We start from the raw sequence: 22,633 nt of genomic DNA on the forward strand, positions 1-22,633 counted from the left end.
CTTAAATCCTATAAATCCTGATATGGCTACGCCACGCTACGCTATCAGACAAAAATTATTAAGGATTTTGTTGGGTTTCCTTGCGTCAACCCAACCTACGAAATGTTTAACTCATTAAATCTTGAAACATGGCGGTACTTAAATAGCGTTCACCAAAGGAAGGTTGAATCATGACTATTAATTTATCCGCATTTTCTGGGCGTTTTCCTACTTCAATAGCAGCAGCTAAAGCCGCACCCGAAGATATTCCTGATAATAAACCTTCTTCTCTGGCTAATCTCCGTCCATAGTCCATTGCTGCTGCGTCGTCAATTTGCACTATTTCATCAATTAAATCTTGACGCAAAACATCAGGAATAAATCCCGCGCCAATACCTTGAATTTTGTGAGAACCTGCTTTACCACCAGATAGAATTGGACTATTACTAGGTTCAACCGCAATTACTTGAAAACTGGGTTTGCGTTGTTTAATTACTTCAGCAATACCAGTAATTGTACCGCCCGTTCCTACCCCAGCAATTAAAATATCAACTTCTCCGTCAGTATCCGCCCAAATTTCCTCAGCGGTGGTTTCTCGGTGTATTTTCGGATTCGCGGGGTTAGCAAATTGTTGTAACATAAAAGCGTTGGGAGTATTCGCCACAATTTCCTCTGCTTTGTTAATTGCTCCCCGCATTCCTTGAGTACCAGGTGTTAATTCCAAACTCGCACCGTAAGCCCGCAGCATGGCGCGTCTTTCTTGACTCATGGTTTCGGGCATGGTTAAAATCAATTTGTAGCCCCGCGCGGCTGCTACCATGGCTAAAGCAATACCTGTATTACCGGAAGTTGGTTCGACTAAAACCGTTTTTCCTGGTGAAATTAAACCTTCAGCTTCAGCGGAAAGAATCATACTTACGCCAATTCTGTCTTTTACAGAGGCCGCAGGATTCATACTTTCTAATTTGACAACTATCCTAGCTACCACTCCCTCGGCTTGGGGAATTTTATTCAACTGAATTAATGGAGTTTTGCCAATAAGTTCTGTTACGTCTTTAGCAATTCGCATTTATTAACCTCTAAAATTTATATATTAATCTATTTTGGTTAAGTATTTATCTGATTGAGTTTTGATATCAGCCATAGCCATTTTAGCATCATCTCTGTCTATTGCTATAAGCAAATCTTCCCAATTGTTGAAAATAATAAGATAATACTTTCCTTAGAATATCTTAATTTTGTTTCTGAGCTATTCAAGATATCTTAGGTCTAGCCTTGTCATGAGATGCTGTGATTTGAGTACAGTTTGTACTTGTGAATCTTCCTTTCAAAATATCTCAAACCAATAGCCCATCTTAGTTTGAGTTTGAGTACAAAATCCCCCGTCCCTTCCCTCAAAAATGCTAGTACCCCACTCAATAAATACTAGCACCTCTACACCAAATATTTTTTTAAATGCTTGCACAGTCAGGATTACAGGCTGTGAGTATTGTCGTAATTATCTTAATAATATTAATTGGCATCCCTTAAAGCTAGGACCTGAAAGGCAACTGATATAAACGATATAGGATTTACGCAGAGATTCCCCTCTACCCCCCGAAGTTCCTAAGATGAAAGTCTGACGAATCAGGGGGGACTTCTTAACTTCTATATCTCTCAAGATTCATCTAAATACTATCTGTATTACTCCATACAGAAAGGACATAATTTTATTTTTGAGGAGATTTTGATCAGCATATTTTGAATAACAAAAAGGTGCAAAAATCAATCTAATAGGAATTTTATTTCTATCTAGGTAATCTATACCTGGCAATGGAGAATAAATATGAAAGTCAAACTTTTAAATGTGCTTACCGTAAGTTTGGTAACTTTAGCATTAATTTCTCCAGGGGTAGTAGTATTTGCTATAGTTTGGGGACAACATAGAGAGTTCGTTAAAACACAGAATTTATCCTGTGAATTGCCGAAAATAAATATAGCATCTCCTCAATTAGTTCCCCAACAAAAAATTATCAATACTCAGCCATCTTTAGTCAAGGTTAAATTATCTAACAATAACTTTCTACATCAATTAAAAATTGCTGCAAGAAAATATAAATTAGCAACAATTTTGCAATGGATATTTTTAATCACACCGATTTGTACTGGTATAGGAATTATTGCTTATGACAGATATCTTGTCTATCGTGCTGCTGTATTAAAAGAACACATTGCCATGTTGGAAAGAATGTGGCAACAAAGCATCGAACAGTAATTTTTCAAGTTAATCATTCACCATAAACTAAATTATCATGACAGACGAACGCCAAACACAGTATTTTAATTTAATTGATGAACTTCTCCAATGTCCTAATGGTCAAGAACCAGAAGTTTTGGAAGCACAACCGGAATTAATTGACTCTGGTTTAGTGCAAGCAATGTTACAAGTAGCCACAATGTTTGCCCATCAAGGTAATCAAGATGGAGCGCAATTTCTATTTTTTGTTGCTAAACAATTAGCAAAGGAATTAGGTTTATACCCTGAAGTTTCTAATCAAGTTGTCACTCAGGAGTAATGATGCTATTGACTTCAACTGATGCTGGAAAAATATCATTAGAATTTCTTTTGGCAGATTGGAATATTGCTGATGATTATAGAGATTGGTTTACAGTGATTAATTCTCGATTAATGGGTGAGAGTTGGTACATTGTAGAATTGGGTGTAGAGGGATTACCTGATAGATGGTTTATGCAGGTTTATGACACAGGAGTTTGTGACCCTAACTATACTTTTATTTCCCCAATTTCTGGTTCAGAAGGATATACCGATTTGAAAAGTCTACCAGATATTATTGCTGATGTTTTAGTAGCAGAACGTAATTCTCGATAAAAACTTGAGATATTTAGATCCCCGACTTCTTAAAGAAGTCGGGGATCTGGTATTTTATTATTAATTTTGTCAGATTTAAATGACAATTATATGTTATACTAAATAGAGTTATGGAAGCTACAGAAGAATCAGTCAAATGATTACTGAAGACATCCTAGCCCAAGAATTTATTAGAGTCGTAAATGACTATTATCCCTCCGTGGGAGAACTTTTAGAAGGCTGCCACGTGAAAGTTATCACTTGCTTTTGGGGACGACCTGCAAAACGGTTTCGATATATAGGAATTTATTGTCGAGAAGACATGATGCCCTGTATTCAAGCCAAAAAAGAAATCCTCAGAGAATTAGCCGAAAATATGGGGTTAATTCAAGTAGTTTGTTTCAATGCTAAACGATTGCTACGTGACCCTATGTCGAAGTTAAAACAGTCTGAACCTCGATTATGGTTGGAGTTGCAATTAATGGCAGCCTAATCTGATATTTGGTCAACAATGAAAACAGGACTTTTCTGCAATTACGAAAATCATCACCTAGATGCTAGACGCACTATCTTTGAGCAAGTTTTATTGGTCAAAGAGGCTGAAACTTTAGGTTTTGAAGAAGCTTGGGTAACAGAACATCATTTTAATGAGTTCAATCTCAGTTCTTCAATTTTGCTGTTATTGGCACATTTGGCAGGTGTGACTTCGCAAATTCGTCTAGGAACTGCCGCTGTATTATTGCCATTTCATCAGCCAATTCGCGTGGCTGAAGATATTGCTACGTTGGACAATCTTTGTAGTGGTAGGCTGGCTTTTGGGGTAGCTAAAGGTGGTCCATTTCCGCAGCAAAATAAACATTTTGGGGTGACAACTCAGGAATCTCGCACCAGAATGTTAGAGTCAGTAGCATTGATTCAAAAGCTTTTATATGAGACTAACGTATCATTTAATGGCCAATATTATCAATGCGAAAATCTCACAATTCATCCCCAACCATTGCAAAAACCAATTCCTATATATGTTGCTAGTGGTGATCATGATGCAATTGAATTTGCTGCTAAAAATTCCTTTGGAATCATGGGTGGTCCACCTTTTTCTTTAGAAAGACTCAAGAAGACAGTCAATAAATATCGGGAATTTAATTCCAGTGGTGCTGATAAGTTCCTGTTAGCGCGGTTCTTTTTTGTGGGTAAAACTCATGATGAAGCGGTAAATGAAGCATTGCCTTTTATTCGCCATTTCAGCAAAGAAATGACAGCTAACTCGACTCAAGTAATGCAGAAAAGTCCTCAACAACCAGCATTTGATCGGACAAATATCTGTTTTGATGAAGACTATTTGATTGAGAATTCAATTATCGGTGATGTCAACGGTTGTCGTGACAAAATCAAGAAATTTCAGGACGAATTAGATCTCAGCACATTAGCGTTAAAACCCTCATCTTTTTCTTTACAAAAAAATCGAGAAAGTTTGCAACGCTACAATCAAGAGGTGCGGAATTATGTCTAAACTTTCTTTGCTTCCTCCCGATGATTTACCTCCTACAAAGGTAACAAAAGAGGATGGAATACTGCATTTGGAGTTGGAACAGTCTATAGGTAGATGCTTTTTTTATGCGTGCGATCGCATTACCCAAGTATTACTATCTAATTGTCAATGGTACATGACTACAAATAATACTACTTTGATGTTAATTGTAGACTGTCCCGATATAGTGGCTTATTGGCATATAGTCAGCAATATTCCCCAATTGGGAAATAGACTGGAAAGATTTACTAAAAATGCCAAAATTCGCGTTTATCCTCCTTTTGGAAAAGGATCACCTTTTGAAATTGGAGTAACCGAAATTTCAGCCTATCGAGATTGGTTGTAAGTCCTAAATTATATTTTAATCACTAAAATCATCAGATCCCCGACTTCTTAAAAAGGTTGGGGATCTATCTTGTTATAATAAAATAAATACAATAATATAACAGTCATGGTTAGCAACTTTGTCAATAATAAAAAAGAATTATTTGACCGTTGGGCAAATAGTTATGATTGGGCATTTCCTTCTTTTATTTATCAAGCAATCCATAAAAGATTACTTACAAAAGTTGAATTATCACCTCATGCAAATATTTTAGATTTAGGTTGTGGAACAGGCAGATTATTAGATAGATTAGCAAAACAGTTTCCAGAAATTACAGCCACGGGTTTAGATTTGTCTCCCCAAATGTTGCGGATAGCTAGACAAAATAACCGTTATCGTCCCCGATTAATTTATCTTGAAGGTAATGCGGAAAATCTCCCCTTTGCTGAGGGACAATTTGATGCAGTTTTTAATACTATCAGCTTTTTGCATTATCCCCAACCAGAACAGGTTTTAAATGAGGTAGCAAGGATACTTTCTCCTCGTGGTAAGTTCTATTTAGTGGACATTACTTTTAATAACTCATCACCATGTCAAATTACGCCCCATTCTCCCACAGGAATTAGGTTTTATAGTCAGAAACAAAGAGAAGAAATGGGGAATAATGCCTGTTTAAATTGTGTAGGTCATTATGACTTATTAGGATTTGTATTATTAACGGTTTTTCAGAAATAAAGCCAATTTTAGTAGAGTGGGCAATGCCCACCCTACAAAACAATGAAAAATAAATATGAATTAAGCATTTTCTATTCTCTCTGTGTCCTCTGTGCCTCTGTGGTATGGCTAACGCCACGCTTCGCTATGGTAAAAAAAATATTAGACTCAACACAAAGCATATTGATTTATAGAGAAATTAAATTAGCTGAATTATTCACCTTTTGACTTAACCACCCATACCAATCTTCCAACCCTTCCCCAGTAGTAGCAGAAACTTGGAAAATTTGGATTTTGGGATTTACCTGTTTTGCATATTCAATACAGCGTTGAACATCAAAATTGATATAAGGTAATAAATCAATTTTTGTCAAAATCATGATTTCACTATTGCGGAAAATATGAGGATATTTAATAGGTTTATCTTCCCCTTCTGTCACCGATAAAATTACCACCTTAGCGGCTTCTCCTAAATCAAATAAAGCCGGACAAACCAAATTTCCGACATTTTCAATCATCACCACAGAATTAAGAGGAGGATTCAATTCTTGTAAACCCCTTTCTATCATTGATGCGTCTAAATGACAGCCCGTACCCGTGTTAATTTGTACGACTTTACAACCTGTCTGTTTAATCTTTTCCGCATCATTAGTAGTTTCTTGATCACCTTCAATCACGCTAATAGTTAATTTATCTTTTAAATCATTAATAGTGCGAGTTAATAAAGTAGTTTTTCCTGCACCTGGAGAACTCATTAAATTTAAAGCCAGAATATTTCGACCTTTAAACCAGCCGCGATTTTGGGCAGCTAATAAGTTATTTTTACCTAAAATTTCTTGTTCTAAAGATATCGTTGTATTATGAATTTTAGCGTGAATTTGGGGTGCTTCTTCATGATGATGAGAATGGGTTATTACAGTTCCATCTGCTAAAGTATGGGTATGATGATCTGCATTTTCCATATTTGTAATTGTCGTTTGATTATCGTCAGAACAACCGCAGGTTACACACATAATTCCTCTACTTCAATTTCTTTGATTTTTAATTCTTCACCAGCTATGATATCTAATTGCACACTACCACATTGACAAATTCCAAAAGGTTTATCTATCAAAAATATTGTCCTACATTGACGACATTTAGCCATTCCGGGTATTTCTAAAATTTCTAATCTTGCCCCTTCGACTATTGTATCTTGGGAACAAATATCAAAACAGAATTTAATCGCATCTGGCATAATAGCTGATAATTGACCAATTTCTAATAATACTCTTTGGACTTTTTTGTTTTGGGCGTTTTCGCTAACTATAGCGATGATGTTTTGGGTGATTCCTAATTCGTGCATATACTTTTTTTAAACGAACCACTCCAGGCACAGAGGACACAGAGAAAAGAAGTGAATTTGTAGGTTGGGTTAAGCGATAGCGCAACCCAACAAAACCGCAAAAATGTTGGAAGCGTTGGGTTTATTTTGTCAACTCAACCTACGTAATTTATAGATTCTAACAAATTCTTGGAAGTTGGTCGCCGACTAGCATATCTATGATTCTTTCTGCACCAAAGGCGGTTTTTAAGAGGACTATTCCTGGTGGTGTGGGAATAATTTCACCTATGATAGATGCTTGTTTTCCTGTGGGGTGGTTTTGCATTGTTGCTAAAATTAAATCGGCTTTTTCTGGAGGTGCAACTATGACTAATTTTCCTTCGTTGGCTAAATACAAGGGTTCTAAACCTAAGATTTCACATACTCCATTTACCTCTTCTCTGATAGGAATTGCTTTTTCATTAATGCGTATTCCTACGTTTGCTGTGTGGGCAAATTCGTTTAATACTGTGGCTAAACCTCCTCTGGTTGCGTCTCTCATGGCGTGAATTTGCGGGCAAACTTTGATAATTTCGGCGACTAATTCATGCAGTGGTTGACAGTCGCTTTCTATATCTGTTTCTAATGCTAATTCTCCTCTGGCAATTAATATTGCTGTGCCATGATTGCCTATTTCTCCATTAATAATTACTACGTCTCCTGGTTGAATATGGCGGGGAGAAATATCAATGTTTGGAGGAATTATGCCAATTCCGGTAGTATTAATAAATAATTTATCGGCACAACCACGATTAACAACTTTGGTGTCTCCTGTAACTATTTGCACTCCGGCTTTTTGGGCTGCTTTTTGCATACTGGCAACTACACGCCGTAATGTTTCTACTGGTAAACCTTCTTCTAAAATGACGCTACAGGTAAGATATAAAGGTTTTGCACCACTCACAGCTAAATCATTAATTGTGCCATTTATGGCTAATTCTCCTATGTCTGAACCAGGAAAAAATAAGGGGTCTACTACATAGGAATCTGTGGTAAATGCTAATCTGTTTCCATATTGGGAAAGATTGGCTAAATCAAATGTGGCTTGGTCTTCTAATTGGGAAAGAATGGGATTATCAAAACTTTTCACAAAGATATCGGCGATTAAATCTCTCATGGCTTTACCACCGCTACCATGGGATAAGTTAATATGAGTATCTCTTACCTTTCCTTGACGACGACGGATTTGTTCAATTTTTTGGAAAAGGGGATTTTGATGAGAGTTGATTGTCATTTTAAAATTGTTTTGTAATTATAATGTTTTCTTGTGGGACAGGCAAGATGCCTGTCATTATTAATTAATTACCTACCCGTTTCTTCATGTCTACCATTATGTTTATCGTAATGTAAAACGCCACCAACTGCCCAATCTTCCCGTTCAAATTCATCAATATGAATAGTTATCCATTCGGGTTTTGTTCCTAAGGCAGAAACTAAAGCGTCAGTTACAGCTTTAACTAATTTTCGCTTTTTTTCTATGGAGTGACCTTTACCAATTTGGACAGTTACAAAAGGCATATAATTTTCCTCAAATTGTGCAATTTAGACTGATATAGGTTCGGTTGATACACCTGATTTATCTCTTTTTGCCAGAGTTGAAAGTCGCCCATATTTGTAATATGCTGCACAAGCACCTTCGGAGGAAACCATACAAGTTCCTATGGGTGTTTCTGGTGTGCAAGCTGTTCCAAATACTTTACATTGCCAAGGTTTTAAAACTCCTTTGAGAATTTCTCCACATTGACAAGCTTTATGATCTGCTACTTTTAAATTAGGAATTGTAAATTTAGCTTCTGCATCAAATTGGGCGTATTCTTCGCGGATTTTAAAACCGGAATTGGGGATTTCTCCTAAACCTCGCCATGCAAATTTTTCACGGACTGCAAATACTTTATTTATGGCTGTTAAGGCGTTTTGATTTCCTCTAGGTTCTACTAAGCGATTATATTGATTTTCAACTTGGCAACGATTTTCTACTATTTGTTTTAATAACATCCAAATTGATTGGAAGATGTCTAATGGTTCAAAGCCAGAAATAACGATGGGTTTATGATATTTTTGGGCAATAAATTCATAAGGTTCTGTGCCTATGACCATACTTACATGACCAGGACCAACAAAACCATCAAGTTGTAAATCGGGATTTTCTAATAATGCTTCTAATGCGGGAATTACTAATACATGATTAGAAAACATACTAAAGTTAGTGATATTTTCTGCGGCTGCTTGGAGAATGGTAAATGCGGTGCTGGGGGCGGTGGTTTCAAAGCCTAAACCAAAGAAGATGATTTCTTTATGGGGGTTTTCTTTGGCTATTGTCAGGCTATCTAAGGGTGAATAAACCATGCGAATATCTGCACCTTGGGCTTTGGCTTGTAATAAGCTGGTTTTTGCACCGGGTACGCGCATTGCGTCGCCAAATGTGGTAAATATGATGTTGGGTAGTTGACAGAGTGCGATCGCATCATCTATTCTCCCTTTAGGCATTACGCAAACTGGACAACCAGGACCATGAATTAATTCAATATTATCTGGTAATATTTCTTCGATTCCATATTTAAAAATAGCATGAGTATGTCCTCCACATACTTCCATTATTTTTAAATGTCTGTCTATTTTTTGGCTGAGTTTTTTGATTTCTTTTTGTAAGGCTTGGGCTTTTTCTGGGTTACGAAATTCATCTACATATTTCATAATTTTTGTTTCGCGCAAAGGCGCAAAGGTGCAAAGACGCAAAGGAATAAAGGAGATTTTAAGGATAAAATTGGGCTATTTCTTGTAATAATTTTAATGTTTCTGCTGCTTCTTGTTCGTTGATTCTGTTCATGGCAAAACCGACGTGGACTAATACCCAATCTCCTATACAAGTTTCTGGGGGGTGTTGTTCGTCAACTATACAGGCTATGTTTATTTGGCGTTTGACTCCTCCAATATTAACTATGGCTAGTTTATGTTCTGGGTTGGTTATTTCTGTGATTTGTCCGGGTATTCCTAAGCACATTTTAGTTTTCCTTTTTTAATATTTATTTCACGCAGAGGTGCAGAGACAACAGAGGTTTTTATGTTATTTCTTTTAAGTATTTAGCGGCTGCAATTACGGCTTGTCCTAGTGATAATCCGCCATCATTTGTGGGTACTATACTATGAGTTAATACATTAAGTTCTAATTTTTCTAGTCGCATTTTTACCTGTTGTAATAGAATTTGGTTCTGAAATACGCCTCCTGTTAATGCTACTTGATTAAATTGATGTTCTTGTCTAAGTTGTTGAACCATTGTTACAATAGCAATAGCTAAACTTTTATGAAATCCCGCAGCTATTATTGATGATGAGATGTGCTGTTTAATATCATTAAGAATTTCTCGCCATGTTGGGGATGTATCTATATAATAAATACTATCTAATTTTTCAAATTTAAAGGAATAATTTAGACTTTCTTTATCATTGTTTAAAATATTGATATCAGTTATTGCTTCCATTTCTATGGCTGCTTGTCCTTCATAACTGCATTGTTCTCGACAAATACCTATGGCGGCTGCAACTGCATCAAATAATCTTCCTACTGATGATATTACGGGTGAATTAATACCTTTTTCTATGATTTGATTGAGTAGTCTAGGGTTTTTATGTTCTAAGAATTTGATTATTTCTAAATCACTATATTTTTCTTTAAGTTCTTCCCAGGTGAAAGCATTAATTAATTGAGAGTATGTATTTCTCCAAGGTTGATAAATTGCCTGTTTTCCTCCTATCATGGGCATAGGTTTAAATGTGGCTAAACGTTGAAAATTTTGATAGTCTGCTAATAAAAATTCTCCTCCCCACAGTGTACCGTCTTCACCATACCCTAACCCATCAAATGCTATTCCTAAAATGGGTTTTGTATCTAAAGAAATTTGATTTTCTGCCATACAAGCAGCTATATGGGCATGATGATGTTGAATTTCTGCTAATTTAATTTTGTTACCTGTTGCTAGTTCTTTGCCAAGTTTAGATGATAGATATTCTGGATGTTTATCAATAGCAATTATTTCTGGTTTATGGGAAAATAAATTGAGATATAAATTCAATATTTCTTGATAAGCATTAAAAGCAGCCGCATTTTCTAAATCTCCTAAATGTTGTGATAAAATCGCCTCATCTTCTCTTAATAAACAAAAGGTATTTTTTAACTCGCTACCCATGGCTAAAATTGGCGGTATTTTCTCAAATCCAGGTGGTAATTTAATCGGTGCTGGTGCATATCCCCTAGCACGTCTAAGGGTTTGTATTTGATTATCAATAACTCTAACTATGGAATCATCTACTCTATTAATAATATCTCGATTATGTAAAAGAAAATAATCAGCTATTTTTGATAATTTATCTTTTGCATCTTCATTATCTCTACATTGTGGTTCATCAGAAATATTCCCACTAGTTAAAACTATGGGTACTTTCATTCTTCTGAGAATTAAATGATGTAACGGCGTATAAGGTAGCATGAAACCCAGGGTATTTTGTCCTGGGGCTAGGTCAGATGCTAATTTACTATTATCTTTAATATTTAATAAAACAATAGGTGCAGCAGGACTTGTTAATAATTCTTTTTCCAACTCATTAATATAGCAATATTCAGAAATAATATTAATATCCCTTGCCATTAAAGCCAAAGGTTTATGATAACGCTGTTTACGATTTCTGAGTTTTAAAACTGCATTTTCTAAAGTGGCATCACAAGCTAAATGAAAACCGCCTAAACCTTTAATAGCAACAATTTCACCCTTTTGTAATAAAGTACAAACAGCATCCACATCATCTAACATAGAAAACATATCAGAGATAACAGGTTTACCGTCAGCCCTTTCTAACCATGCACGCGGTCCACATTCAAAACAAGCCACAGGTTGGGCATGAAAACGACGATTTTCGACATCTTGATATTCCTTTTCACATTCCTTACACATTGAAAAATTCACCATGCTAGTGTTATTTCTATCGTAAGGAATAGCCCGAATAATACTCAACCTTGGACCACAATGAGTACAATTAGTAAAAGGATAACGAAAATAACGACTAAAAGGATCAAAAATCTCCCTTTGACATTGGGGACAAGTTGCAGCGTCAGGAGAAATTTCCGTTTTCACCACACTATTAACACTGCGAGAAATCACAAAATCATTAAAATCAAACTCCCCCAAATATGGACTTCTAATCACCTCATTAATTCTTGCTAAAGGAGGACATTCTTGATATAATTGATTCACAAACTCCGCTATTTCCTCCTCACTCCCAGAAACACGAATTAACACCCCTTCACCATCATTACAAACATCACCTTTCAAACCAAAAACCTTCGCCAAACGATACACAGTAGGACGAAAACCCACCCCTTGCACAATACCACAAACCCGAATTTCTTCTATTCTCATCTTTGCGTCTTTGCTCCTTTGTATCTTTGCGCGAAATAATTAAAACTTCCAAATCAAAACGCGATTATTCCCAGAATCAGCAACTACCGCATTCTCACCACAAACCTTAATTCCATAACACCAATTTAAACTTTGTCGTGTTGGTAGTCCAAAATTCCGATTTTCACTTTTATTTGTAAAGTTATCTTGTCCCATCACACCATCAGCATCTGCACCCTGTAATAATAGAATAGATTCTCGTTTTTTCCATCCTACTAAACGCGAATTAGCTGTATCAGCAACTATTAAATAATCTCCCCAAATATCTACCCCATAGGGCATACTTAAACTACTAGCATTAGGTAAATAAAAACCTTGATTCAATTCCACAAAATTGAAGTTTTTTTGTCCTAAAACCACTGCACAAGGGGCATTATTTGCTGTGGGAATTCCTTCCCAAATCATAACCCGATTATTACCTGCATCTGTGACAACTAAATTATCTTCCCAAAGGGTGATATCATGACACCAACGCATACTAGCAGCAGTGGGAGAACCACCCCCATTTTCATTGCGTGATATCATATCTGGTTGTCCCAAAACTATATCCGCAGGTTGTCCATTTTCTGTGGGTAATTGATTCCAAATTAATAAGCGACGATTGCCAGTATCAGCTACAAATAACTTACCTTGATGATAGAAAATACCATAAGGCCAATGTAAAGTATTTGCCGCAGGTTGTTGATTTCCTCGGTTATGTAAATTATCAATAAAGTTAGATTGTCCTAATACTAAATCTGCGGGAATATGACTATCTGTAGGGATATTATACCAGATGAGAATGCGATGATTCCAAGCGTCTGCAACGGCTAAACCATGACCACATTTGCAAATACCTGTAGGGACACTAAATGTAGATTTTCCTGGTGTTCTTTTAGCGTTTTGTCCTTCATGAAAAAAGTCAGGTTGTCCTATTATCCAGTCAGCAGGTTGATGATCTTTTGTGGGTAAATTTCGCCACCCTAATAAACGATGATGTCCTGTATCTGCTACCCATAATGGTCCCGTTGGTGATAATAAACAAGCTGCACGGGGTCCAAACATTGTTGTGGGAGTAGGTGCAATAGGTATTGCTATTTGTTCTGGTGTAATATTGTTTCCTAATATTATTTTTGCACCATGAGGGGAGAGGGGTAAATGGGGGATATTTTGGGTTTGCAATGTAGATAGGGAATTAATATTTACGCTATTTACTCCAATACGGTTTAGTTAATAAAATTGTAGGTTGGTTTAAGCGATAGCGCAACCCAACAAAGTTTGGAAAATGTTGGGTTTCCTTGCGTGAAACTCATCTACTTAGATTATTGGAAAACCTGGAATAATTCTATCAATTTCCTGCATTTTTCGTAAAGTTTCTGTTAAAGCAATAACAATTGTTTGATACTGGTTATAGAAAAGCTTGCCTCAGCATGAATTATGATATAATTGTATTACTTGATAGAGTTGAGATTACTTTGTTAAATTATGTTGATAAAATAAATACTATGCCAGCTAAAGACATCTATCACAATACTGTAAAAAATGCACTTATCAAAGATGGTTGGAAAATTATCCATGACCCTTTACGAATTCGTTTAGCAAGAGGTAAAAATCTATTTGTTGATTTAGGTGCTGAAAGATTATTAGCAGCAGAACGAGAAACAGAAAAAATAGCTGTTGAGGTGAAAAGTTTTACTCGTCCTTCGGATATGAAAGACCTGGAAGACGCTGTTGGTCAATTTGTTTTGTATGATCATTTATTAGCACGTTATTATCCTGAATATAAGTTATTTCTGGCTGTGAGTGAAAGCACTTGTAAAACAGTTTTTGAAGAAGAAGCTGGTCAAACTTTAATTGAAGATGGTGTAATTCGTTTATTTAGTTTTGATGCTGAACAGGAGGTAATTGTCAAATGGATTCCTTAACTAATCAATATCGTCAAATCATTAAAAAAATTCTTGAAGAATATGCTGATTTTCTTGGCAATGATGAACAAGTTAAAGTTGAATTGGTGTTAGATGAGAAAAATGATCGTTATTTATTAGTAGAAACTGGTTGGAAAAATGGTTATCGGATATATGGAACTTTATTACATCTTGATTTAATTGATGGTAAGGTTTGGATTCAACATGATGGTACTGAGGAGGGGGTTGCTAATGATTTGGTTGCTGGGGGAATACCAAAAGGACATATTATTTTAGGGTTTAAAGCGCCTGAAGTACGGAAATATACGGAATTTGCGGTTTTTTAGGTAAGTTTTGACTTTACAATAATTTTAAATTTCACACTGTTAAATCAGTATTAATACAGTTGCGACTGTTTTCAAAAGCAACATATATTAGTTATAATGTTATTTAAATTGCTAACTCATTCTTGAGAAAAATAAATTAATAGTACAAATATACCAAATTTGTAGATTATCTACATTTGCAAAATAAGCATTTTAATTGATTAGTTTTTGAGGAATTTATGGCATCTAAGGGTCAATTACAAACAATTTTAATGGAAAAATATGGAATTAATAAAAATATCAGTGCTGCGTTGAATAAAGAAGAGTGCGAACAAATTATTGAGATTCTTGATAATGAACCTATAACAGTTAAGTTAATTGAATCATTTGCTGAAAAAAATGCTAGTCTTCGTAAAAACAATGCTTCGCTTGGAAGTAGACGTTATCAAGCTGAAACGAAACTTTTATCTTTACAAAATGAATATTTAGAACTGCAAGAATCTATTAAAAATATAGAACTACTAAAATCAGAATCAACTTTGAAAAAGAAACAATTAGAACAGGAAACAAGAAAAATAGAAGAGGATATTCAACAAGTTACAACAGAAAATAAAAATCTCAAAACTCAATTAGAAGTATTAAATCAGAGTAACCAAAATTTAACCAATGTGAATTTACAATTAGAAAAAGAAAATGAAGAATCAAAATTATTAGAAAATGAATTATTCTTGTTGCAGAGAGAATATAAAGAGTTACAAGAATCCATTGATAATATAGAAATATTAAAATCAGAATCAACTTTACGGAAGCAAGAACTACAACAAGAGACAAGAAAACTAGAGGAAGATATTAAACGCATTACTAAAGAAAATAAAAGCCTTAACACTCAAGTAAAAACATTAAGCTCTAATAATCAACAGTTAACTGAAGCTAATAGTCAGCTACAAAAAGATAATAAATATTTAAAAAATATAGTAGATCAAATCAGATTGAAATTATCAATTAATATGAATAGTTTATTGAGATTAGAAGATAGTGAGATTCGCAAAGGTCTAATTAAGTTATTACAATCTATACAAGGTTAATAATTTTTATGATTAATAAGAAAAATAGTAAGAAAAGTTTTCAAGGAATGACTTATCGTGAACTTCAAAAACATAACTCACAAAATAGAATTAAATTATCTCCAGAAGATCAAAAATGGTTAAAAGAAAATGGTTATAAAAATCTTGGTTGGGATCATGTTATTAATCTATATAACAGGGTTCAAGATTTTTTAGTGAAGTATCAGGTAGAAAATTTGACCCTAGAAGAATTATTTTTAGAAGCGGATCATATTGGTAATAAATATCTGACGGAGGATGAAATACAAGATTTTCAGCAAAAACTAGCAAAAGAAGTGAATGAAATTGCAGAAGAGATAGATAGACAGTTCCCACAGACAGAAATGGAAATTATTGATTTTAGTCAAAATACTAAATCTAAACATACAAAAAAGCGCAATCATAAAACATATAGAACTACAAAATTATAGGAAGAATATGAACTTAGAGAATAAAGATATTGGGGAATTATTTAAAATTGCAGATAAGATTGGTAAAAAAAGATATCATAAACTGACTGAACAAGATTTTGAGAATTACAGAAAATTTGATCGTTGGAGATATATTAATGGTGATTCAGAATGTGGAACAACTGAAGAAAGTAAAATATGGGTAAGAGATAATTCCGATTATTATTGTCCAATTTGCGATGATAAATACAGAGAGGATAATGGAAGAAGTATTGATCATAAGTTACCAAGATCACAATATCCTTGGTTATCATTAGATTTTCAAAATTTATGGGTCATTTGTCGAAATTGTAATTTGGAAAAAGGAGAAATGCACTGGTATGAATATGAACTTTATATTTTTACAAAATATCCAGAAATTTATTCTTTTATAAAATCTGTACGTCCTAAAAGTTTGCTTCAGTCTTTAAAGGAATAAACTAATTTAAGTAAATAGCGAAGCGATCGCATTTTTGATATAGAGTTAAGAGCGATTATCATTTATAATGAAGATATTGCAACAGTCAATGTCACGAGGATTAAAAAAATGGACGTTACACAAATTAGTAACAAAACAATAGAACTATCTGACATTACAGCTTGGGATAAAAACGGAAATAAACTTTTAGTATCAAAAGTTAGAGCTAGAAATATTGTAGAAGATATTACTGCCAAAGTCGAAGATATCCTCAAGTTTGAGTATGAACATAATAAAGTTATAATTCCTTATGCTATGACAGCTACCCGTGAAGAAATTAAGATTTTTCAATGGGATGGTGAAAAGTTAGAAAATGTCTACACCTTCCTAACTCATGAAGTTTTGTCTGAATATGATCCAGAATTTAGTCATAAAAAGAGGATTTTTGAATACTATCTGGAAACATTAGTTGAAGGATGGTTGAGAGATTTGGCTGATAATTGGAAAACAGATAATCCACCAAAATCAGAAGAACTAACTCAGATAGGCTTTGTAGATAAAATTGCTGATGCAGCACAATAAAGGTTAGAAAATTTAATGATTACGCTTTATATAGAAACTAATTTTTTTATTGATTTTGCCAAAAATCAATAAAAAAACTGAGAAGTTAGTCTATCCCCAAGATCCGGAAGCAACAGCAATACTTAATATAGCAACTCCTGCAATTTGTTGTATGGAATCTCTTTCTGTACTAGAAAGTGACGTTATTCTCTCTCATTTTACCAAAGTGATAAAATAATTAAATTTATCTAAATAAATATAATTTTAACTGTTAAATAGTAAATATGGGAAATCCCCAATATTCCAGAACAAATGGGATTAATTACCTATTATGCAAATTGATACAAATAGCTTTTCATGGTTTGATGTAGCAGATGATGTCAAAGAATTATTAATATTAGCTGCACAGACTTGGGAAAATACAGAAGAATCTACAAAATATATGCAGCAAGCGTTAGCTAAAACAGGAGATAACACAGATGTTTTAGTTGCAGCTTATAGATATTTTTACTACAAAAATAATTATGTCTTAGCACTGACAACAGCAGAGAAAATAACCGCTAAAATAAAAAAAGCGGAAAGTCTACCTGATAATTGGCAAGAACTTAAACCTATCCTAGTTAAACGTCACGAAGAATCTCAAATCAGATTGTACTTAACTGCTTATGCTGCTTCTGGTTTGGTATTAGCTAAACTAGGAAACATAGAAAAAGCAAAGGAAATCAGTATCAGAATAAAAGGTATTGATGACAAAAATGATTTTGGTGCTGGTATTCTTCTCGATATTTTAACTCGTCCACCAGAAGTAGATGATTAAATCTGGAAATAGGGAAAACTCCTTACAAATGACAACTACAAGCAATCAACAAATTACGAATCATGAATAATTGGTTATCTTTCAACTCAAATTCCCAGCTAATATCGTCATTTTCTACCCAGAATACTGTGATTCTACCAGGAATGCCTACATCTCCCTTGACTCCTGTAACTAAAATGCCTCAAACATCTCCTCCTATAATTTTTTTACCTAATTCTGCACAGTCAATATTTTAAAATTTATGCAAGGTCAGGATTTATTTGTTGCTGAAAATGGAGAATATCAAGTTTGTAAATCAGCAAGATCATGGGATTTATTGCGTGATAATTATCGTCTCTATCGCTTTTTAACTGAAGTCGAAGACGTTCTCAAAAATGTCGAAGATGAATCAACACGACTACCAGAAATTAGAATGTTGGTAAGACGATTAATGATAAATTCCTATTGGGTACAAAGTCAACCTTTACAACCTGATCCAAAAACGGGAATCTCTGTTTTACTATTATATGATGAATTAGGATTTCCTTTAACTGTACAAACAGTAACATTTGCACCGGGAACAACTTCTACTATTCATAACCATGGAACATGGGGAATAGTGGCAATCTTAAAAGGTCAGGAAAAAAACACCTTTTGGCGACGGAGTTCTCATCCAGAATTTCCTGATAAAATTGAAAAAACAGGCGAAGTAAATTTATCCTCCGGTGATATTATCAGTTTTACACCTGAGACAATACATCAAGTTCAAGCCATTGGTAAAGAACCAACAGTAACATTTAATATTTATGGAGAAACAAACCCAAAACAGAGATTTGAATTTGACGTAACTAATCACATTGCTAAAAAATTTTAAAGGTAGTGGCAAAAAAGGAAATAACAGATTATGCTGATAAATATTATAGAAAATAAGATCCCCGACTTCTTTTTAGATATTGTTAATAAATGAATAATTAATCTTAGAAGTCGGGGATCTAAGTGTTAGCTATCAATCAAAATAATCATCTTCTCTCTGCGTTTATCTGCGTTAATCTGCGGTTAATTATTTCCTATCCAAACATCCAACTATAACCTTATAGGAGAAACAGCAATGGCCAGAGTAATTTTCTATGAAAAACCAGGCTGTAAAGGTGGTACAAAGCAAAAAGTTTTGCTAACAGCAGCAGGTCATGAAGTAGTAGTATATAACCTATTAACAGAACCTTGGACAGTGGAAAAATTGCGGTCATTTTTTGGCGATCGCCCTGTCATAGAATGGTTCAATAAAGCTGCGCCTAGTGTAAAATCAGGAGAGGTGAATCCCGAAAACATCACCGCTGAAAATGCCTTGGTCATGATGCTGAGAGATCCCTTATTAATCCGTCGTCCCTTGATCCAAGTAGGGGATAAAAGAGAAGTAGGCTTTGATGTCGAGAAAATTGACGCATGGATAGGCTTGAAAGCCGCAGATGAGTCTTTAAAACCAATGAGTGAAAACCTCATGCAGCAAGACCTCCAGGGCTGCTCTCATGGAAAAGATCACGACCACCATCATGGTAAAGGTGGTTGTAAAAATCACTGACAAGGACATGAGGTATTAAAAAATCTCTACCCGCTTCTTTCTTAGTTCTCAAAGTTATTCAGAGAAAAAAGGCGGGTAAAAACAATAATTTATCGGTGTTGCTGATTAAGGGTATGAATTTTAGTCTCACGCCAAGGCGCAAAGGCGCAAAGGTAAGATAAAGGTTAAATTTGGGAATTTCATACCTCAATTCAATATGGCTACGCCACGCAGGCTATCAGCAACGCCATTTATCTATAATCCTGTCTTTGAATGTTCCGTAATCTCGCTGCATCACGCATACCATAATCAGTGCGAGTAAAGCGATTTAGCTGCATTTCAAAAAATTCCCGATTTGCTTGTAAATGCTGGGGATTTTCATCATCTAAAGGATACAACAGGGCAGTTCTTAAAGCTTGAATTACCGCCGATGTGACATTATACATCGAACGTTGAAAAGTAATCCCCAATTGAATCAAAATATCCTCTTCTCCTCGACAATGTTCTTGGTAATAATCAACAAGATATTGAGGCAAAAAGTGCAGCATATCTTGCATTAATAATGTTGGCGGAATTCCGGCTGTACCCACAGGAAAAACATCAGCGTAAAGAATCCCATAATGGAAGTCTTTTTGATCTTCTGGAACTTGTCCTGCTTGGGCATTATAAGACTTTGTCCCTCTAAATGGTGCTGTGCGATAAAAAACAGCTTCTACATAGGGTAATGCGGCTTCATATAGCCAAGTAAAACCTTTAGATTTGGGGATGATTTCATAACATTCACCATCAATATAAACATGATGATAAATCGGACGACCTGCAATAGCAAATATACCATTTATGAGAAAATTCATGGCATCAGGTACACTTTTGAAACCACCTTCATCATAAATATCTGACATTTCAAAAAATACTGGTGCCATGACTTCCCAAAAAAGTCCTAAATTAGAATAATAGGACATCATCCGGCACTGTTCCAAAAACATATCAGGAAACAGTTTATAAAGTCCCGACATGAGGGGGTTTTTCCGAAAATAAGCTTTAATGGCTTTATCAGCATTAGCTTTATATTCTTCGGAATCTAAATAGGCATCAAATTGATTAACAGGTGCATACATTTTGCGATGCCAAAACATAGCCTGCATACAGGCTTCCGCAAATTCCATGTTAATTCTGTCATGGAATAAATGATGGAAAATTTTCGGCATTTTGGTAGTTTCACCCTTTTGCATAAATGCCAAAAGTTCTGGGTGTGCAGTGGCTATACCTCGCCAAATTCTTAAATCAGCATCATCCCCGGCATAGTGATTATGTAAGTCTAGATATTCTTGGGGTAGGAAATATTTAAAAGCTGGCAAAGGATCTAAAAATACTCTTTCGGCAATATAAAGTAAGTCTCGCCAATAGAAATCCATTGGTACAGCATAAGCTTTATAAATACCGATAATTTGCATTAAGTTTTCTGGGGTATCTGGTAACATTGAACCGCCAGCTTCTAAACGATGAATAATTTCTGCAAATTCGTGTTTTGAAGGTGGGATTTTTGTATTTGGTTTAGCTGGAGTTTGTACCATAATATTTTTGTTTTGGGTTTATTTGTTGGCTTCCACACCCGCCTGGAACTTAAGTTCCAGGCTAATAGCTAAAGTTTACTAAAGTAAACTAGGGAATTTCTCGTTCCCATACTCTGTGTGGGAATGAATTCTAGAAGGCTCTGCCTTCAATAATATTAGAATTAGAGGCAGAGCCTCTGTGATAGCATTCCCAGTCGGAGACTGGGAACGAGATATTGATCATAACTACTTCAAGGCAATTACGGTTTTTTCGATAGTGGGAACTGCCGCTACCATAGCGGTAGTTGTGGTTTCACTCCAACGCACTAACCAGGTGGGTTGTACTCCCAAAAAGATAATTAAGAATGCCAAAATTAGCGCGGGAACTTTTTCATTCCATAATACTCTGGGATAGTAGGCTAGGTTATTTTGCAGTTTGCCAAAACAGGTACGGTTGAGAAGAATAAGAAAATAAACTGCGGTTAAACCAGATGCTACTACACATAAAATTGTGGAAATGGGAAAGCTGGAAAAACTGCCTTGAAAGGAAATAAATTCCGCAATGAAACCTGTTAAACCGGGAATACCAGCACTAGCCATGCCACTTAAAACCAGCAAGGCACTAATTAATGGTAAACCGCGAATAGGACTCATTAAACCACTAAGTTTATCTAATTCTCTTGTCCCAACTTTGGTTTCAATAACTCCGACTAAATGGAAGAGAATAGCGAGAATAATTCCATGACTAAACATTTGGGCGACTGCACCAACTAATGCTAAAGGCGTGGCGGCTGCTGCTGCTAGTAAAATATAGCCCATGTGGCCGATAGAACTATATGCTACCATGCGTTTTATGTCTGTTTGGGCGATCGCTACAACTGCCCCATAAATCGCGCTAATTGCCCCCCAAATTGCTAAAGTTGGGGCGATAATCTGCCAAGTTTGAGGAAACATTCCCAAGCCAAATCGTAATAGTCCATAAGTTCCCAGTTTTGCTAAGACTCCACCTAGCAAAATAGCGATAGGTGCAGAAGCTTCAACGTAAGCATCAGGTAGCCAAGTATGGAAAGGAATTAAAGGAATCTTAATGCCAAAACCTAAAACTATTCCTGCTAATAATACTAATTGCATTCCCGCAGAAATGTTTTGAGTCGCCACAGCATCAAAGGCAAAACTATGAGAACCTGTTAACCATACCATGCCTAAAAATGTGGCTAAAATTAAAGCCCCAGAAATGGCTGTATAAATCAGGAATTTCATGCCCGCATAGGCTCGTTTTTCTCCTCCCCAAATGGAGATTAGTAAATAAAAGGGAATTAATTCCAATTCATAAAATAGGAAGAACAAAAGCAAATTTTCTGATAAGAAAGCACCAGCAACGCCACCACTAACAAACAAAATCAGGGAATAAAATAACCGAGGACGTTCTGTATCTTTGCTGCTGCTGTAAATAGCAATCCAAGTGAGGAAGCTATTTAATACCAACATTAATATTGATAATCCATCAACTCCTAACTGATAATTTAAACCTAATGTTTCATTCCAAGGTAGATATTCTGTAAACTGCATCCCTGGATTGCTGATATCAAATTTTAACAAAATGAAAATATTCCACAGCAAAACTAAACCTGTGACGATTAAAGATACTAACCGAATCTGACTTGCAGGAACATTTTTTGCTGGATAAAAACCGATGATTATAGCGGCTATAATTGGTAGCCAAATTAAAACACTCAACATATTTATTAATTGGTAATTGGTAATTGGTAATTGGTAATT

At 35.2% G+C, this 22,633-nt stretch carries 27 protein-coding genes; 16 read left to right on the forward strand and 11 right to left on the reverse strand.

Annotated elements, in window-relative coordinates:
* Positions 1-106 precede the first annotated feature (106 nt).
* Positions 107-1,048 carry a cysteine synthase A gene (gene cysK / locus ANA_RS07135; protein ID WP_015079386.1) on the reverse strand — a complete coding sequence of 314 codons (942 nt, stop codon included), beginning with the start codon at positions 1,046-1,048 and terminating at the stop codon, positions 107-109.
* Between the two features lie 756 nt (positions 1,049-1,804).
* Here cysK and ANA_RS07140 point away from each other — a divergent pair.
* From ANA_RS07140 to ANA_RS07170, 7 genes are all read left to right on the forward strand, one after another.
* A complete protein-coding gene (locus tag ANA_RS07140) occupies positions 1,805-2,233 on the forward strand; it encodes a hypothetical protein (protein ID WP_015079388.1) in 429 nt (142 codons plus the stop codon).
* A 37-nt stretch (positions 2,234-2,270) separates the two neighbouring features.
* Positions 2,271-2,534, forward strand: coding sequence for a hypothetical protein (locus ANA_RS07145; protein WP_015079389.1), 264 nt, complete (start codon positions 2,271-2,273; stop codon positions 2,532-2,534).
* A gap of 2 nt (positions 2,535-2,536) precedes the next feature.
* Entirely contained in the window at positions 2,537-2,848 is a 312-nt protein-coding gene (locus ANA_RS07150) for a hypothetical protein (protein WP_015079390.1), read from the forward strand.
* 136 nt (positions 2,849-2,984) lie between these two features.
* A complete protein-coding gene (locus tag ANA_RS07155) occupies positions 2,985-3,320 on the forward strand; it encodes a hypothetical protein (protein WP_015079391.1) in 336 nt (111 codons plus the stop codon).
* An 18-nt stretch (positions 3,321-3,338) separates the two neighbouring features.
* Positions 3,339-4,337: an LLM class flavin-dependent oxidoreductase gene (locus tag ANA_RS07160; protein ID WP_015079392.1), complete on the forward strand. Its 999-nt coding sequence runs from the start codon at positions 3,339-3,341 to the stop codon at positions 4,335-4,337.
* The gene (locus ANA_RS07165; RefSeq protein ID WP_015079393.1) at positions 4,330-4,701 is read left to right on the forward strand and encodes a hypothetical protein; all 372 of its coding nucleotides are present in this window, start codon (positions 4,330-4,332) and stop codon (positions 4,699-4,701) included. The genes ANA_RS07160 and ANA_RS07165 overlap by 8 nt, the downstream gene beginning before the upstream one ends.
* Positions 4,702-4,806: 105 nt before the next feature.
* Positions 4,807-5,415: a class I SAM-dependent methyltransferase gene (locus ANA_RS07170; RefSeq protein WP_015079394.1), complete on the forward strand. Its 609-nt coding sequence runs from the start codon at positions 4,807-4,809 to the stop codon at positions 5,413-5,415.
* A gap of 167 nt (positions 5,416-5,582) precedes the next feature.
* On the opposite strand, the gene hypB is transcribed toward ANA_RS07170, so the two are convergent.
* The 8 genes from hypB to ANA_RS07210 all read right to left on the reverse strand — a co-directional run bounded on the left by hypB (position 5,583) and on the right by ANA_RS07210 (position 13,368).
* Positions 5,583-6,407 (reverse strand): hydrogenase nickel incorporation protein HypB, encoded by an 825-nt coding sequence (hypB, locus tag ANA_RS07175; RefSeq protein ID WP_015079395.1) that lies wholly within the window; start codon positions 6,405-6,407, stop codon positions 5,583-5,585.
* On the reverse strand, positions 6,398-6,739 hold the full coding sequence (hypA, locus tag ANA_RS07180; RefSeq protein WP_015079396.1) for a hydrogenase maturation nickel metallochaperone HypA: 342 nt from the start codon (positions 6,737-6,739) through the stop codon (positions 6,398-6,400). Before hypA ends, hypB begins: the two co-directional genes overlap by 10 nt.
* Before the next feature lie 157 nt (positions 6,740-6,896).
* The gene (gene hypE, locus ANA_RS07185; protein ID WP_015079397.1) at positions 6,897-7,991 is read right to left on the reverse strand and encodes a hydrogenase expression/formation protein HypE; all 1,095 of its coding nucleotides are present in this window, start codon (positions 7,989-7,991) and stop codon (positions 6,897-6,899) included.
* Positions 7,992-8,059: 68 nt separating this feature from the next.
* Positions 8,060-8,275 carry a tautomerase family protein gene (locus ANA_RS07190; protein ID WP_015079398.1) on the reverse strand — a complete coding sequence of 72 codons (216 nt, stop codon included), beginning with the start codon at positions 8,273-8,275 and terminating at the stop codon, positions 8,060-8,062.
* A 24-nt stretch (positions 8,276-8,299) separates the two neighbouring features.
* Positions 8,300-9,451 carry a hydrogenase formation protein HypD gene (gene hypD / locus ANA_RS07195; protein ID WP_015079399.1) on the reverse strand — a complete coding sequence of 384 codons (1,152 nt, stop codon included), beginning with the start codon at positions 9,449-9,451 and terminating at the stop codon, positions 8,300-8,302.
* 58 nt (positions 9,452-9,509) lie between these two features.
* Positions 9,510-9,758, reverse strand: coding sequence for a HypC/HybG/HupF family hydrogenase formation chaperone (locus tag ANA_RS07200; RefSeq protein ID WP_015079400.1), 249 nt, complete (start codon positions 9,756-9,758; stop codon positions 9,510-9,512).
* Between the two features lie 58 nt (positions 9,759-9,816).
* Positions 9,817-12,168 carry a carbamoyltransferase HypF gene (gene hypF / locus ANA_RS07205; RefSeq protein WP_015079401.1) on the reverse strand — a complete coding sequence of 784 codons (2,352 nt, stop codon included), beginning with the start codon at positions 12,166-12,168 and terminating at the stop codon, positions 9,817-9,819.
* 39 nt (positions 12,169-12,207) lie between these two features.
* Complete coding sequence (locus ANA_RS07210; protein ID WP_015079402.1) at positions 12,208-13,368, reverse strand: hypothetical protein; 1,161 nt, start codon at positions 13,366-13,368, stop codon at positions 12,208-12,210.
* A gap of 323 nt (positions 13,369-13,691) precedes the next feature.
* Between ANA_RS07210 and ANA_RS07215 the strand changes: the two genes are divergently transcribed.
* The 9 genes from ANA_RS07215 (at position 13,692) to ANA_RS07260 (ending at position 19,322) form a co-directional block, all read left to right on the forward strand.
* Positions 13,692-14,111 (forward strand): XisH family protein, encoded by a 420-nt coding sequence (locus ANA_RS07215; protein ID WP_041458292.1) that lies wholly within the window; start codon positions 13,692-13,694, stop codon positions 14,109-14,111.
* Complete coding sequence (locus ANA_RS07220; RefSeq protein WP_015079404.1) at positions 14,099-14,437, forward strand: XisI protein; 339 nt, start codon at positions 14,099-14,101, stop codon at positions 14,435-14,437. Before ANA_RS07215 ends, ANA_RS07220 begins: the two co-directional genes overlap by 13 nt.
* Before the next feature lie 218 nt (positions 14,438-14,655).
* Positions 14,656-15,501 (forward strand): hypothetical protein, encoded by an 846-nt coding sequence (locus ANA_RS07225; RefSeq protein WP_015079405.1) that lies wholly within the window; start codon positions 14,656-14,658, stop codon positions 15,499-15,501.
* Positions 15,502-15,509: 8 nt separating this feature from the next.
* Positions 15,510-15,950 (forward strand): hypothetical protein, encoded by a 441-nt coding sequence (locus tag ANA_RS07235; RefSeq protein WP_015079406.1) that lies wholly within the window; start codon positions 15,510-15,512, stop codon positions 15,948-15,950.
* A 7-nt stretch (positions 15,951-15,957) separates the two neighbouring features.
* A complete protein-coding gene (locus ANA_RS07240) occupies positions 15,958-16,407 on the forward strand; it encodes an HNH endonuclease (protein ID WP_015079407.1) in 450 nt (149 codons plus the stop codon).
* 108 nt (positions 16,408-16,515) lie between these two features.
* Complete coding sequence (locus ANA_RS07245) at positions 16,516-16,968, forward strand: hypothetical protein (protein ID WP_015079408.1); 453 nt, start codon at positions 16,516-16,518, stop codon at positions 16,966-16,968.
* 310 nt (positions 16,969-17,278) lie between these two features.
* Complete coding sequence (locus ANA_RS07250; protein WP_015079410.1) at positions 17,279-17,764, forward strand: hypothetical protein; 486 nt, start codon at positions 17,279-17,281, stop codon at positions 17,762-17,764.
* 241 nt (positions 17,765-18,005) lie between these two features.
* The gene (locus ANA_RS07255; protein ID WP_015079412.1) at positions 18,006-18,617 is read left to right on the forward strand and encodes a cysteine dioxygenase family protein; all 612 of its coding nucleotides are present in this window, start codon (positions 18,006-18,008) and stop codon (positions 18,615-18,617) included.
* A 234-nt stretch (positions 18,618-18,851) separates the two neighbouring features.
* The gene (locus ANA_RS07260; RefSeq protein WP_015079413.1) at positions 18,852-19,322 is read left to right on the forward strand and encodes an ArsC/Spx/MgsR family protein; all 471 of its coding nucleotides are present in this window, start codon (positions 18,852-18,854) and stop codon (positions 19,320-19,322) included.
* Between the two features lie 230 nt (positions 19,323-19,552).
* Here the strand turns inward: ANA_RS07260 and ANA_RS07265 are convergent, their stop codons facing one another.
* Positions 19,553-20,875: a CO2 hydration protein gene (locus ANA_RS07265; RefSeq protein ID WP_015079414.1), complete on the reverse strand. Its 1,323-nt coding sequence runs from the start codon at positions 20,873-20,875 to the stop codon at positions 19,553-19,555.
* A gap of 225 nt (positions 20,876-21,100) precedes the next feature.
* Positions 21,101-22,594 carry an NADH-quinone oxidoreductase subunit M gene (locus tag ANA_RS07270; protein WP_015079415.1) on the reverse strand — a complete coding sequence of 498 codons (1,494 nt, stop codon included), beginning with the start codon at positions 22,592-22,594 and terminating at the stop codon, positions 21,101-21,103.
* Positions 22,595-22,633: the final 39 nt, after the last annotated feature.

It is taken from the genome of Anabaena sp. 90, from assembly GCF_000312705.1.
Lineage (GTDB): Bacteria > Cyanobacteriota > Cyanobacteriia > Cyanobacteriales > Nostocaceae > Dolichospermum > Dolichospermum lemmermannii.

What these genes read in the sequence shown, in the direction of transcription:
- hypB (WP_015079395.1), bottom strand. Translation starts at nt 6,407, where the DNA reads ATGTGTGTAACCTGCGGTTGTTCTGACGATAATCAAACGACAATTACA.
- cysK (WP_015079386.1), bottom strand. Translation starts at nt 1,048, where the DNA reads ATGCGAATTGCTAAAGACGTAACAGAACTTATTGGCAAAACTCCATTA.
- ANA_RS07170 (WP_015079394.1), top strand. Translation starts at nt 4,807, where the DNA reads ATGGTTAGCAACTTTGTCAATAATAAAAAAGAATTATTTGACCGTTGG.
- ANA_RS07260 (WP_015079413.1), top strand. Translation starts at nt 18,852, where the DNA reads ATGGCCAGAGTAATTTTCTATGAAAAACCAGGCTGTAAAGGTGGTACA.
- ANA_RS07190 (WP_015079398.1), bottom strand. Translation starts at nt 8,275, where the DNA reads ATGCCTTTTGTAACTGTCCAAATTGGTAAAGGTCACTCCATAGAAAAA.
- ANA_RS07255 (WP_015079412.1), top strand. Translation starts at nt 18,006, where the DNA reads ATGCAAGGTCAGGATTTATTTGTTGCTGAAAATGGAGAATATCAAGTT.
- hypD (WP_015079399.1), bottom strand. Translation starts at nt 9,451, where the DNA reads ATGAAATATGTAGATGAATTTCGTAACCCAGAAAAAGCCCAAGCCTTA.
- ANA_RS07150 (WP_015079390.1), top strand. Translation starts at nt 2,537, where the DNA reads ATGCTATTGACTTCAACTGATGCTGGAAAAATATCATTAGAATTTCTT.
- ANA_RS07245 (WP_015079408.1), top strand. Translation starts at nt 16,516, where the DNA reads ATGGACGTTACACAAATTAGTAACAAAACAATAGAACTATCTGACATT.
- ANA_RS07140 (WP_015079388.1), top strand. Translation starts at nt 1,805, where the DNA reads ATGAAAGTCAAACTTTTAAATGTGCTTACCGTAAGTTTGGTAACTTTA.
- ANA_RS07250 (WP_015079410.1), top strand. Translation starts at nt 17,279, where the DNA reads ATGCAAATTGATACAAATAGCTTTTCATGGTTTGATGTAGCAGATGAT.
- ANA_RS07270 (WP_015079415.1), bottom strand. Translation starts at nt 22,594, where the DNA reads ATGTTGAGTGTTTTAATTTGGCTACCAATTATAGCCGCTATAATCATC.
- ANA_RS07165 (WP_015079393.1), top strand. Translation starts at nt 4,330, where the DNA reads ATGTCTAAACTTTCTTTGCTTCCTCCCGATGATTTACCTCCTACAAAG.
- ANA_RS07220 (WP_015079404.1), top strand. Translation starts at nt 14,099, where the DNA reads ATGGATTCCTTAACTAATCAATATCGTCAAATCATTAAAAAAATTCTT.
- ANA_RS07145 (WP_015079389.1), top strand. Translation starts at nt 2,271, where the DNA reads ATGACAGACGAACGCCAAACACAGTATTTTAATTTAATTGATGAACTT.
- hypA (WP_015079396.1), bottom strand. Translation starts at nt 6,739, where the DNA reads ATGCACGAATTAGGAATCACCCAAAACATCATCGCTATAGTTAGCGAA.
- ANA_RS07235 (WP_015079406.1), top strand. Translation starts at nt 15,510, where the DNA reads ATGATTAATAAGAAAAATAGTAAGAAAAGTTTTCAAGGAATGACTTAT.
- ANA_RS07160 (WP_015079392.1), top strand. Translation starts at nt 3,339, where the DNA reads ATGAAAACAGGACTTTTCTGCAATTACGAAAATCATCACCTAGATGCT.
- hypF (WP_015079401.1), bottom strand. Translation starts at nt 12,168, where the DNA reads ATGAGAATAGAAGAAATTCGGGTTTGTGGTATTGTGCAAGGGGTGGGT.
- ANA_RS07155 (WP_015079391.1), top strand. Translation starts at nt 2,985, where the DNA reads ATGATTACTGAAGACATCCTAGCCCAAGAATTTATTAGAGTCGTAAAT.
- ANA_RS07225 (WP_015079405.1), top strand. Translation starts at nt 14,656, where the DNA reads ATGGCATCTAAGGGTCAATTACAAACAATTTTAATGGAAAAATATGGA.
- ANA_RS07265 (WP_015079414.1), bottom strand. Translation starts at nt 20,875, where the DNA reads ATGGTACAAACTCCAGCTAAACCAAATACAAAAATCCCACCTTCAAAA.
- ANA_RS07200 (WP_015079400.1), bottom strand. Translation starts at nt 9,758, where the DNA reads ATGTGCTTAGGAATACCCGGACAAATCACAGAAATAACCAACCCAGAA.
- ANA_RS07215 (WP_041458292.1), top strand. Translation starts at nt 13,692, where the DNA reads ATGCCAGCTAAAGACATCTATCACAATACTGTAAAAAATGCACTTATC.
- ANA_RS07240 (WP_015079407.1), top strand. Translation starts at nt 15,958, where the DNA reads ATGAACTTAGAGAATAAAGATATTGGGGAATTATTTAAAATTGCAGAT.
- hypE (WP_015079397.1), bottom strand. Translation starts at nt 7,991, where the DNA reads ATGACAATCAACTCTCATCAAAATCCCCTTTTCCAAAAAATTGAACAA.